General features: G+C 40.1%; 14 protein-coding genes. 4 read left to right on the top strand and 10 right to left on the bottom strand.

Annotated elements, in window-relative coordinates; translation table 11 throughout:
* Both EIZ39_RS25855 and EIZ39_RS25850 read right to left on the bottom strand, forming a co-directional pair.
* The coding region (locus tag EIZ39_RS25855; protein WP_164985353.1) for an MFS transporter at positions 1-279 on the bottom strand (279 nt) is incomplete at its 3' end.
* A 24-nt stretch (positions 280-303) separates the two neighbouring features.
* A complete protein-coding gene (locus EIZ39_RS25850) occupies positions 304-1,431 on the bottom strand; it encodes a 2-methylaconitate cis-trans isomerase PrpF family protein (protein WP_129204412.1) in 1,128 nt (375 codons plus the stop codon).
* A 148-nt stretch (positions 1,432-1,579) separates the two neighbouring features.
* On the opposite strand from EIZ39_RS25850, the gene EIZ39_RS25845 reads away from it, so the two are divergent.
* Together EIZ39_RS25845 and EIZ39_RS25840 are read left to right on the top strand one after the other, a co-directional pair.
* On the top strand, positions 1,580-2,446 hold the full coding sequence (locus EIZ39_RS25845) for a LysR family transcriptional regulator (protein ID WP_129204411.1): 867 nt from the start codon (positions 1,580-1,582) through the stop codon (positions 2,444-2,446).
* 145 nt (positions 2,447-2,591) lie between these two features.
* A complete protein-coding gene (locus EIZ39_RS25840) occupies positions 2,592-3,902 on the top strand; it encodes a CitMHS family transporter (RefSeq protein WP_129204416.1) in 1,311 nt (436 codons plus the stop codon).
* Positions 3,903-3,981: 79 nt separating this feature from the next.
* On the opposite strand, the gene yyaC is transcribed toward EIZ39_RS25840, so the two are convergent.
* The 6 genes from yyaC to EIZ39_RS25810 form a co-directional block, all read right to left on the bottom strand.
* Complete coding sequence (gene yyaC / locus EIZ39_RS25835; RefSeq protein WP_240675955.1) at positions 3,982-4,515, bottom strand: spore protease YyaC; 534 nt, start codon at positions 4,513-4,515, stop codon at positions 3,982-3,984.
* A 125-nt stretch (positions 4,516-4,640) separates the two neighbouring features.
* Positions 4,641-4,844: a hypothetical protein gene (locus tag EIZ39_RS25830; RefSeq protein WP_129204409.1), complete on the bottom strand. Its 204-nt coding sequence runs from the start codon at positions 4,842-4,844 to the stop codon at positions 4,641-4,643.
* Between the two features lie 11 nt (positions 4,845-4,855).
* On the bottom strand, positions 4,856-6,361 hold the full coding sequence (locus EIZ39_RS25825; RefSeq protein WP_129204407.1) for a tripartite tricarboxylate transporter permease: 1,506 nt from the start codon (positions 6,359-6,361) through the stop codon (positions 4,856-4,858).
* 21 nt (positions 6,362-6,382) lie between these two features.
* Entirely contained in the window at positions 6,383-6,865 is a 483-nt protein-coding gene (locus EIZ39_RS25820) for a tripartite tricarboxylate transporter TctB family protein (protein WP_129204405.1), read from the bottom strand.
* 48 nt (positions 6,866-6,913) lie between these two features.
* Complete coding sequence (locus EIZ39_RS25815; RefSeq protein ID WP_129204403.1) at positions 6,914-7,915, bottom strand: Bug family tripartite tricarboxylate transporter substrate binding protein; 1,002 nt, start codon at positions 7,913-7,915, stop codon at positions 6,914-6,916.
* A gap of 101 nt (positions 7,916-8,016) precedes the next feature.
* Entirely contained in the window at positions 8,017-9,183 is a 1,167-nt protein-coding gene (locus EIZ39_RS25810) for a 2-methylaconitate cis-trans isomerase PrpF family protein (RefSeq protein WP_129204401.1), read from the bottom strand.
* A gap of 335 nt (positions 9,184-9,518) precedes the next feature.
* On the opposite strand from EIZ39_RS25810, the gene EIZ39_RS25805 reads away from it, so the two are divergent.
* Positions 9,519-10,376 carry a LysR family transcriptional regulator gene (locus EIZ39_RS25805; protein WP_129204399.1) on the top strand — a complete coding sequence of 286 codons (858 nt, stop codon included), beginning with the start codon at positions 9,519-9,521 and terminating at the stop codon, positions 10,374-10,376.
* 214 nt (positions 10,377-10,590) lie between these two features.
* Here the strand turns inward: EIZ39_RS25805 and EIZ39_RS27015 are convergent, their stop codons facing one another.
* Positions 10,591-10,731, bottom strand: coding sequence for a hypothetical protein (locus EIZ39_RS27015; protein WP_164985352.1), 141 nt, complete (start codon positions 10,729-10,731; stop codon positions 10,591-10,593).
* A 560-nt stretch (positions 10,732-11,291) separates the two neighbouring features.
* Here EIZ39_RS27015 and EIZ39_RS25800 point away from each other — a divergent pair.
* Entirely contained in the window at positions 11,292-11,552 is a 261-nt protein-coding gene (locus EIZ39_RS25800) for a hypothetical protein (RefSeq protein WP_129204397.1), read from the top strand.
* Between the two features lie 32 nt (positions 11,553-11,584).
* Here EIZ39_RS25800 and EIZ39_RS25795 read toward each other — a convergent pair whose 3' ends face one another.
* Positions 11,585-12,145 carry a DnaA N-terminal domain-containing protein gene (locus tag EIZ39_RS25795; RefSeq protein ID WP_240675954.1) on the bottom strand — a complete coding sequence of 187 codons (561 nt, stop codon included), beginning with the start codon at positions 12,143-12,145 and terminating at the stop codon, positions 11,585-11,587.
* Positions 12,146-12,315: the final 170 nt, after the last annotated feature.

The raw sequence follows: 12,315 nt of genomic DNA, 5'->3' as shown, positions 1-12,315 counted from the left end.
AGTATAGTGCGCTGCCAAGCGCACTAAAAACGGCAGTGTTAGTCCAGCCGTACAACCGATGCTCCCTAGGAATATCGGTATTCTGTCACCCATCTGATCCGAAATCTTGCCAGCATGTATGGCTAAAATCAACGGAAAGAATGCAAAAGCAGCCGTCAATAAACCAATCTCAAACGTACCAGCTCCCAGATGAGAAGCGTATAAAGTGATAAGAGGCCTTGTTGTGCTTACCATCGTATGAAAGCTAAGTGTAATAATAAAGACTGTTCTTATTGTCATGTAGTTATACTCTTATCTCTTATTTCAAGCTAATTGATAGGCAAGATTATAATTTTTTTTCGTATACACGTAGCCTTCTAAAATCATTCTTGCAGTACGTACAACCTTAATAGCACATATATGGCCTGCCAAAAAATCTACTTTCGTTTCCATAATTCCAGCAGGGTGTGCCAATCGAAAAATTTCCTGTTTGATGTCTACCATATCAGCCAGAATGGTATCCTGTAAGAAGGCTCCTGCTGTTGTACAGATCGCACCCGTGATCGCAAGGGCTTGGTGAGGCTTTTGCATCGACATCATTCTAATCATGACATCCATTTCTGACGCTTTTCTTTCCGTTCCTGTTAGATCAACGTAGCTCATCGGTGGAGCTATGATCGTCATTTTTGGAACAGCGGGGGATTTCAATGTAGCAGAATTTCTGTCGGAAAATTGGCACATTTCAGCAGCGATTGATCGAATTTCTTCTAATTCATTTAGTTTTTGTTGAGTGTAATCCGAAGGCAATTCGTTGCCCCTCAAACCAATATCCTGCGCTCTTACAAAAACGAGTGGATTCGCAACATCAATAATGGAAACAGGAATCAGACGGTCTTTCGTTTTAATCATGTCAACCGGATTTCCTGTGGGAAAGAGTTTTCCGGTAACCGCTCCTTCTGCACGAGTAAACGAAAGATAAATAGGTGACCCCGTACCGGGAACGCCGGGAATGGAGCAACTTCCATCGATTTTCACACGTCCGTTTTCCACTTCTACTTCAGCGATAATCAGTTTTTGAGTATTCGTATTAAAAATCCTCACCGTAGTAACAGGCTCTTGTGCAACTACTAATCCTTGCTCAATGCAGTACGGCCCTACAGCAGACGAAATATTCCCACAATTACCTTTGAAATCAACCATTTGATTATCGATGCTGATCTGCGCAAAGGTATATTCCACGTCAAAATCTGCTGAATCCGATTTTTTGATAATCGCCGCTTTACTTGTCAACGAATTCGCTCCGCCAAGACCATCAATCTGTCTGCGATCCGGACTCCCCATCACATCTAGTAAGAAGTCTCCCCAATGCGAGCGATTGGAAGGCATATGTTCAAAGTTGATAAACACACCTTTACTTGTTCCTCCACGCATTACAGCTACTGGTACTTTCATTGGTACAACCACCTTTTCTCTGTCTATATTTTAGCAGTCCCGATTCCTATGAAAATATAGTATGATAGGTTCAATAATAAGTAAAATACATGTTTTTTTAAAAAAAAACACAAAAAAACTTATAATCCAAATCACAGAGGTGATGGGTATGGACGAAAAAGATTGGATTGCGATAAGGACTTTATATGAAGAAAAAAATATTAGCCGGGCGGCGGAACGTTTGTATATTTCACAACCGGCATTAACTTACCGCCTGAAAAATTTGGAGAAGGAAATTGGAACAGAATTGTTCTTCAAAATAAAAGGAGGAATAGAGTTTACTTCGGAAGGCATCCATTTAGCAGGCTACGCGGAAGAAATGATCAAAAAGCTGCTAAAAACGAAAGATTATATATTGAATATGCAAAAAGAAGTAAGGGGCACGTTAAGGCTTGGCGTTTCTAGCAACTTCGCACAATATAGGCTTCCTAAAATACTAAAGGGATTTTCCAACAAGTATCCTCATGTTCAATTTAACGTGAATACAGGATGGAGTACAGAAATTATGCAGCTTCTTGATTCCTCCAATGTTCAGTTGGGGATCCTTCGCGGCAACTATGAATGGTATGGAATCAAAACATTGATTCATAAAGAAAGACTTTGCTTAATATCCAAAAAAGAAGTTGATTTAGACAACCTGCCAAAACTACCATTTATTAACTACAAAACCGACAGTTCCTTAAAAAATTTAATTTACGGATGGTGGCATGATCGATTTTCAGAGCCTCCGTTGGTAACAATGGAAACCGATCGGCAGGAGACTTGCAAAGAAATGGTTAAACACGACCTCGGTGTTTCCATTTTGCCAGAAATATGCCTGCAACCAACGGATAACTTGTTTACGTACGCGCTGTCCTACAATAATGGAGAGCCCTTGTTGAGAAATACATGGCTAATGTATAACCAAGATTCGTTAAAGCTTTCTACCGTGAAAAATTTCATTGATTATTTAAATAAAAATACGAATCATCTTTAATAAAAGCACAATAAAATGTGTCCCCCTTGAAAAAACAGATTATAAGTATTTTTTTAAAAAAACCTAAAAAAAAATCGATTTCACTTATTTGTACAATTATATTATCCTTGGAATAGAAAGCGATTACTCATCAGGGGGGATCTATATTCTTACTTTTTTAGGAATTTCCATGGTCGTTGTCTTTACTTACTTAATCATGTCCAAACGCTTATCCCCGGTGGCCGCTCTGACCATCGTTCCGATAGTCTTTGGTGTCATTGGCGGGTTCGGTCCAGAACTTGGAAAGATGATGCTTGATGGATTAAAGGTTGTCGCACCATCAGCTGCATTACTACTCTTTGCCATTCTATTTTTCGGAATTTTGATTGATGCTGGACTGTTTGATCCGCTTATTAGAACCATGTTAAAAATCATCAAAGGGGATCCGGTTAAGATAGCGATTGGAACGGCAGTTATCGCGATGACTGTTGCGTTGGATGGCGACGGAACTACCACTCATATGATAACGATTTCAGCTATGCTTCCGCTTTACCTCAGACTTGGCATGAATCCGCTTATTCTTGCCACCATTTCTTTGCTTTCTGTCAGTGTGATGAGTGGCCTTACGCCTTGGGGAGGTCCCGCTACTAGAGCGATAGCAGCTTTGGGGCTTGATGCTCATGAATTTTTTGTTCCGATCCTGCCGACCATGCTCGCTGGAATGGCTTCGATTCTTTTTACAAGTTATGTACTGGGAAAAAAAGAGCGCAAGAGACTTGGTGTTGTCCAAATTAAACATGCACCAGAGATGGGAGCCGCTTATGCTGAAGCAGCGGTTGCTTCCGCCATAGAAGATGGTATGAAGCGCCCTCATTTAAGATGGGTCAATCTCATGTTAACGCTTACCGTAATGGTCCTACTTGTCATGGGGTTAATCCCCGCACCTGTATTATTTTTGATTGGGTTTGTCATTGCTGCCATGATTAACTACCCAAATTTAGAAGAGCAAAGACAGAGAGTAGCAGCCCATGCGGGCAACGCTTTAACCGTCGTCACACTCGTGTTTGCAGCAGGAATTTTCGCAGGTATTTTTTCCGGCACGAAAATGGTCGACGCCGTCGCAAATTCATTAGTAGCGATCATTCCCGAATCCTTGGGCTCGTTCTTCCCGACAGTCGTTGCCCTGACTAGCATGCCGCTTACCTTCGTTCTATCCAATGACGCCTACTATTTTGGCGTGTTGCCAATTCTTGCTGAAGCAGGAGCCGTCTATGGGGTGGATCCCTTAGAAATTGCAAGGGCCTCCGTGCTGGGACAGCCTGTTCATTTTTTAAGTCCACTGGTAGCTTCGACTCTATTACTGGTAGGAATGGTTAAAACAGACATCGGGGAACTGCAGCGATATGCATTTAAATGGACTGTATTTTGCAGCTTGGTCATGATCATTGTTGCTGTATTGACAGGGGTTATCGCTTAAAATTACCCATTGAATAAATACGGAAAAGGGGATATCCTCCAAACCATTCTTAAATGGCATAGAGGACATCCCCTTTTTTTTAATCCATTGCAGCATTCTTGTTGGCCGCTTGTACAATCATGTTTACAATCCGTTTTGCAAGGTTCATAACGGTGTATAATCGAGTATCATTTAAAAATTGCATGCTTGGCAACGGGTCTATATAATTGACCATTCCTACAATATGATAGTCCCCCACTTGTGGCAACACCTTTTCTAGTGCTCTCCCTGGGACAAGCGGTCCCTCTTTCACGTAAACATGACCGACCTGATCTTGCTCTCCTAAACAAGCATCTATACTAAAAATGAGCGGCTTTTTAAAGCGTTTATTGATCTCTTTTAGAATATCTTCTAAGTTAAAGGCATGCACAGGGTTTTCCAAAGTCCCGTAAATTCGATAAGGCACCTGATTCTCTTCAAGCATCGTCCCAACTAAAGGCCCTAAGGAATCTCCAACAGAACGGTCTGAACCAATGCAAAGAAAGATAATATCTTCATTCTGATAACCGGATGATTGTATAATTTCTTTCATTCTTAATGCTAATTTTTCTACACTTTTATCGTTCGGATCCACGAATATGTCTGCTCCTTTTACTTTATATAAGGAATCCCCTATACCTTATTATACAGGCTATAAAACGTTAGTTAAACTAAAAACCCGGCTTCCCTTACTTACACTTAGGAAACCGGGTTTCACCTTTAGTCGCCAATATCCGCTCGATCCATCCAAACTACATGTGATACACTACCGTAATCTACCTCTTTCCCATCAACCCTACAAATACATCGTTTTTTCCCGCACTGTGATCTTATTTCATTAACCAGTGTTTTGTTAATATTACGTAAAATAACTGTACGTTGATTTTCTAAATAGAGTACAGCAGCAGCACCCTTATGGACCATAAAAAAACCTCCTATTGTGTAAGATCGTTAGGACTATTCTTTTTAACTAATTTCGAAATCAATGGGTAAAGTGCTCCCAAAACAGCTATGAGCAGAATAACACCTGAAATGGGGTTAGTAACAAAGGATGCATAATCGCCATTTGTCACTAACAAATGCCTTCTGAACGTCTCCTCCATCATTTTCCCAAGTACCAATCCTAGAATCATCGCAGAGGGAGCAAAATCGTATTTGGTCATAAAATATCCAATCACTCCGAACAGTAACGCAATCCACACCTGGAATAAATCGTTATCTACCGCATAAGCCCCAACGATTGAGAATCCTAATACAGTAGGTCCTAGCACGGAATAAGGAAGACGGGTCATCAAAGCAAAAATTTGAACTCCTAATCTTCCTCCAATAAAAGCAGCGATACTAGCCAGAAGCATCGAGAAGAAAATAACATATAAAAGTAAAGGCTGCTCGGTCATCATTTGTGGTCCTGGCTGTAATCCTTGAAGAGTTAGCGCGGCTAAAATGACCGCTGTTGTTGGGCTTCCCGGAATACCCAGCGTCAGCATCGGAATCATGGATCCTCCAGCAGCTGCATTATTAGCCGTTTCAGGAGCTACAACTCCTTCTTCTGCGCCTTTTCCAAATTTCTCCGGATTTTTACTGGTTCTCATTTCCACTCCATAACTCACGATGGATGCAATGGAACCTCCTGTACCTGGTAAAATACCAATCATAGTTCCAATTACAGAAGCGCGAAGTACACACCACCGATGGTACCACATATCTTTTAGTTTTAACCCCTCAAGAGGGATTTTGCTGCTCATGTTAAACGATCCACTGCTATTCCTTTCGACGACTTGGGACAGAACCTCTGCAAAGGCAAAGGCCCCGATCATAATCGGGATAAAGTCAATCCCATTCATTAAGTGAATATCACCGAAAGTTAAACGTTCAGCACCTGTCATAGGGTCCAAACCTATAGTGGCTAATAGAATCCCAATACCTCCTGATATAAGCGTTCGAATAGGATTTTTCCTTCCTATAGAAGCAATCAGCGTCATACCCAAAACAGCTAAAGCAAAATATTCAGCACTTTGAATTTTCAGAGCAAAAGCTGATAAAGGCGGGGATAAAAATAACATGACAATAATAGAGAAAATTCCGCCAACTGCACCCGCACTGATCGACAGCCCTAATGCTCGGCCAGCTTTCCCTTGTTTGGTCATAGGATATCCATCCATCGCCGTGACGACGGCTGCAGGGTCACCCGGTGTATTAAATAAAATGGCTGTAATCGCCCCACCATAAGCTGACCCCATATAGACAGCTACAAGCAAGATAATGGACGGTATAATGCCTAAATAGTAAGTAAAAGGCAACAACAGGACGATCGTCATGGATGCGCTGATACCGGGAAGAGCACCAAATATAATACCAGCCATCATCCCTAGAATGACCAGAAGTAAGTTAACTGGCGAAAGGGTGGTTAATAATCCATCTATAAGTAACTGAAAATCCATTCTGCTTCCTCCTTTCTTCTATTAATAGATCCAATAGCTGAATGTTTTTAAGATCTCGATACCTCTTGGGAGCTGAAGATTCAAGAGAGTTCCAAAAACTAAAGTAAAACCGAAAGAGAATACAACCGATCTGGCTGTTTCCTTAAAACTAATACCTCTGCCGAGCAGAGCATATAACGCAATAAAAAATAAAATCGTACAAAGAATAAATCCTAAATAGTCCACAACTAGCAAATAAATAGAAATGGCCGCTAAGATACCCATAAACTCTTTACTTAACTCCGCCGGTTTTTCCGATGAAACCGTTTTATCTCTGTTCGTATACTTTCGAACCGCTTGGTATAAAGAAATCAAAAGCAAAACAGCACAGATCACGATAATCCCTTGAGGAAATCCTGCAGGTCCAACAGGATCTGATACTCTCTCGGTATCAATGACAAGAGACTCTTTAAAAAATAAACCTATTACAACGAGTAGTATGATGTGAAAAATCAGTTCTCCCATATTATCACCTTCTGAATGAAACGAGGCGGTTTTTAGCCGCCTTGTTTTTTATTTTTTCAAGCCTGTTTTTTTAGCGATGGCATCAAAAACCTCGTACTCAGCTTGCCATTGCTTTGCAAATTCTTCCGGTCCTAGATATCCCGTACGGATATCCGCTAAATTTTCTTTAGCAAATTGTTGGTACTCAGGAGAATCATAGGTCTTTTTTAATGTGTCAATTAAGTATTGCTTGATCTCAGCAGGCGTTCCTTTCTTTACAACAAAGCCTCTCCAGGAACCAATCGTTGTCTTATAGCCAAGTTCAACAGTAGAAGGTACATCTTTCAACTCAGCAATGGACTCAATTCGCTTATCGTTAAAGACGACAACCGGTTTCACTTTTCCGTCTTTAATCAATCCTACGGCTGAAATTAATTTATCCAAGTAAACATCTACTTCTCCGCCAAGTGCAGCAGCTTTTACTTCGGAACCGGATTTGTATGGAATAAATTTCACTTTGATTCCGGTTTCAGCAGCTAAAGCATTTAGCGTTAAATCATCAAGGCCTCCAGGAGAAACCCCCGCAAACGTAATTTCTTTCTCATTTCCTGCTTTAACTAACTCTTCAAAGCTGTTGTATGGACTTCCGGCAGGAACAGATAAAACGTAAATATCAGATTGGATTTGTGCAAGCGGTTCAAACTCTGTCATTAACTTGATTTCTTTGCCTTTGCCCAAAACGTCAGCAATAACATGGGAAGGCGTAATTTGGAAAATGGTATACCCGTCATTTTTTTGGCTATGAGCATAAACCATTCCTACTAATCCACCGCTGCCATCTTTGTTGATAGGTTGAACAGGTTGAGAGGTGTTTTTGCTCATTAAGTCGGCAAACTTTCGAGCAAAGGTGTCACTAGCACTTCCTTCCCCGAAAGGAACGACCATTTCGATAGGACGTTGTGGATAGTCAAGTGCCTTTTGACCTGAGGCAGAAGTGTCAGCCGATCCTCCTGAACAACCCACTAAACCGATTGACATGGCCAGGGCAACTACTGCTGCTTTGATTTTCATAATGATAAAACCTCCTAAGTTATATAAATGTCAATTTTGGAAACGCTTACTGTAACCATTGAGTTAGTAGGATGCTGTTTGGAGCATCCTAAAGATTACAACTAACTTATCTCTCCAGAGAGCACTGAGGTAGGCACATAGGCGTAACCATCCATCAATCTTCTCGCCGTACGGCCTATCCCGCCGCGTATTACGTTCCATTCCTCTCCGGCCTTCTCTGCCTGAACCTCAACATAGATCGTTCCAGTTGGATGTCCAATGCGAACTCCGCCCTCATTGGATAGGACCATTTGATTGGGTATCGTCCCAGGTATTTTGACAGCCGATCCTAGAGCAATGGCACCGCTTACAGCAAACGCCCGATGCAAGCTTCCCATGGAGATATACCGTGCAACAATATCAATCTCTTGCTCCGTTACTTTCGTTCCGTTTTCTGTATCATAAATTCTGACGGGAGATACCATAGCAATTTTAGGAAGAGCGTGTGTCGTTGGCGTTACATGGTCAGCCCTATCGATCACACCAATTTTAATACCTGCTTTTACTCGAATTTCCTCCAATGTAGCCATTAAGGTTGGATTTCCATTAATATCGCTTGAAAGTTCTGTCCCGGTTAGTCCAAGCGCCTCTGCACCGATAAACACAACAATATTGGCTGTATCAATGATTGAAACACTAAATTCTCTGCCATCTTCTAATTGAATCGTATCGATTGTGTTCCCCGTCGGCAAAGTCTTCCCAGTGAATGTGCCCCCGGCATCCAAGAAGTTAACCATAATTCTTGATGCAGTCCCTGACACTCCTGCAATATAAAAATCACCATCGTACTGGATTTGCCCATCTTTTACCGGGATTTGAACCTCAATCATTCTGTCTGTATTCGTGTTAAAAATTCGAACGGAGGTCAGCGGCTCTTCCAGATTTACATATCCTTCTTCAGCAGCATATAACCCAACTGCGGATGCCATATTTCCACAGGTTACCTTATAATCAATGACCATTTTTTCCAAACTGACTTGACCAAAGGTATAATTAATGTGGGCATCAGGATGAGCTGGAGGACCAACGAGAGCCAGTTTGCTGGTAAGAGATGTACCTCCGCCAATTCCGTCAATCTGACTATTCCCATTACCAAATATCTTCAAAATTATCTGATCCCTAAGGATCGGAGATTTCGGAAGATCAACGGAACGAAGAATAAGTCCTTTGCTTGTTCCACCCCTCATTAGGGTGCTTGGGATTCTATTTAGTTGTCCATAAGCAAACATCTGTTTATCCCACTCTCCTATTCTAAAAAAAGTAGTTTATTGATTTACTTTTTTAACTATTTAAATTGTATACCTTTATTTGAAATAAATAAAATACTGTTATTTTATAAAATACAATAAAAAAAACTTATGTCTGAACAGGCTGTTATAGCAGTTATTTTGGGGATATACATGCTTTTCAGTGGGAAAACACAATCATCTGCGGCATTCCATCGTATCTTTTTAAAAATCAATATAGTATATCGATAAATATATTAGTATAATTTGATATAAACACTTTCTATCGTGATGCAATTGTAAGATAATATTTTTTTATTTTTGGAGGTTGGGGATAAATGGATAATCAGGATTGGGTGATATTGCATACCCTTTTTGCAGAAAAAAACATTACAAAAACAGCTGATAAGCTTCGCATCTCTCAACCCGCTCTGACATATCGGTTACAGCAGTTAGAACAAGAATTTGAAATTAAAATTGTTCATCGAGGAAGAAGAGGAGTTGCTTTTACCCCGCAGGGAGAGCATCTCGTGAAATATGCGGATGAAATGCTTCTACAATTGCGTAAAACAAAGGAATATCTGCAAAATATGGACACTAAAGTTCAAGGCACTTTAAGACTAGGGGTTTCTAGCATTTTTGCGCGATATAAACTGCCTACTATTCTAAAGAACTTTCATAGCCAATATCCGGATGTTGATTTCAACGTTACAACGGGATGGAGTGAAGAAGTGATCAATCACGTTTACCAACAGAAAGTTCATATCGGAATTATACGCGGGGATTATAATTTTCCATTTCAAAGAAAGCTTTTATTAGAAGAAAACATGTGTATTGTTTCTCAAAAGCAAATTGATATCAATGATTTGCCTAATCTCCCTCGAATCTACTACAATACAGATACATCATTAAAAAAATTGATCGATAACTGGTGGCATGAAAGGTACTCGCATCCTCCACTGATTACAATGGAAGTAGACAAGATGGAAACCTGTAAAGAAATGGTCCTTAACGGACTGGGGTACGCCATATTACCAAACATTCTGCTGAATGAAAATGAGGATCTATTTATTGCAAAATGCACCACACTTGACGGTGTTCCCCTTATCAGACGTACGTGGATGGTACTTAGAGAAGAAGATCTGGAAATCTCGATCATTAAATCGTTTGTAAACTTTTTAGAGAAGTGGACATAAGAATATGTTCAATGAGCTGATCCTATGACGATAATTTCTCCTCATTCGTAAAGAATAAAAAGAGTAGATTTGCAAACGCAAAGTCTACTCTTCTTCTTATTTAAGCTTGTGTACATCCACGTTCCAAACGGCGAGGAAGATAGGGTTCGACGCATTCTAAGAGGAAAACTGCGCCCCCTAACTAACCATTGTATGTAGATCGAGCTATTTTCAACTAAGTGGTCAATCCTCTGAGTACTCTAAATACGTAAATTAGTTCTTCTCGAACACTTTTTTTGCTAGCCCTACTCTGACCACTAGCTAGAAAAGCAGTCATTCGTTCTTCCCATAATTGGTTTTGTTCCTCTCTCGTCATGATAATCCTCCAAAGTAAGTTCTTAGGAGGATTATCTCTGCCTTATGATTAATAGGTGGGTAGAATTTAACGCTTACGATGAAAAAGGAAAACCCGATGCAATGGAATAAACTCATAAGATAATCTCATGATTCCGCTNGGCGACTTTAGGTGGAATAATTGCTATCGGCAAAGCACTTTCGTGCTTTACCTTATGATTCGGGTCAGTCCTCTACCTGAGGGGGTACCCTGAAGTGAGCATGATTAACTGGGGGGTAACGTTTGACGCTCCCATAAATATAAATACAACAAAAAACACCTACTATAGTGTAGATGCCATTTCTCCTTCTATTTGAAATAGATAACTGTAACCTATTTTACCGTTCATTACAATCCAGATTAAATTAAATAATGACCGAAAAGTAATTGCTGTATAATAAAAAATAATAACATTTTTAAGAGGTGATTAGATTGAACCTTCTCACCCTGTACATTGCCATCACACTCAGCCTGTAACGGTTTAAATCATTCTTTGGGGGACTGTTACAGGCTGAGCCTTATCCCAAGGAGTGTGATGGTGATTGAAGCCACAACGAAAAAATCGAAGTCGTTCATATTATCGACATCATCGGAAAAGAGTCTTTCGGCGTAAAGCGAAGCTTGCTAAGAAATTGAAATGGTATGTACCCTATATTGCACAGTTTTCTAAAGGAAAGGTGCATTGCTCCTGTTGGATGTGTTCTAAGAAAACGAATAGAGATGGATTTCCTCACTCACAACTCATTCAAATAGAACGTTTGGACAGCCAACTAAGTGATTATTTTTGTGGAGACGAAGTTTAATCTGCTGCAGTACAGGGGTGAGTTTTAGATTCTCACCCTTGCTCCTGTGTATCCCCGGAGTTCTGATTAGCCAAGATTTTCTTAAGTAATCTAATTTCCGTATGCAGTCCGGTAAGTTCATCCTTTAGTTGTTTTACTTCTTTTTCAAGATTGCTAATCCTATTTGGTTCATCGTAATTACTATTTTCTGTATTTTGTTCCCCACACTGAGGCTTCGAACTAATTATTTCTTTTGTAAACTTGTCCTTTATCAAGGATAATATTTTTACTTTTTCATTTTGGGTAAGGAATTCTATTTGGGTTAGTATGCTTTCTATTTTTACATCTAGCTGGGAAACTCCTACACTTTGATTCTCCACAATCACAGCCACATTAGCTTCTTCTTTGGTAGTTGAATATATTGCCTCTTTGATTTCGGACAAATATCTAGATTCCAACCAATCCCTTGAAAACTCATTGGGAGTAATAATTATCCAGTTATTACCTTCTATCATAGCTTTGGTTTCCTTAAACCAGGTTTCAAAAGCTGGTTTGCTCATCCGATCCTTTAATAAACCTAAAACATCACTCCATAGAAGATTGTCTTGAGTCAATGCTATTCCCCCAATTAAAGAAATACACTTACACATCTGCAATCATGGTTGCATTATACCACAACTAGGCACCTACTTCTAAGCTATCGGCAAAGCACTCTCGTGCTTTACCTTATGATTGGGGTCACTCCCTTACCTCAGGGGGTATCACGAAGCGATTTTTTTCATTT

This window comes from Ammoniphilus sp. CFH 90114, from assembly GCF_004123195.1.
In the GTDB taxonomy this organism is placed as follows: Bacteria; Bacillota; Bacilli; order Aneurinibacillales; family RAOX-1; genus YIM-78166.
Note: the sequence above shows the minus strand (reverse complement) of the source record. Positions and strands in the feature narration are given on the sequence as shown.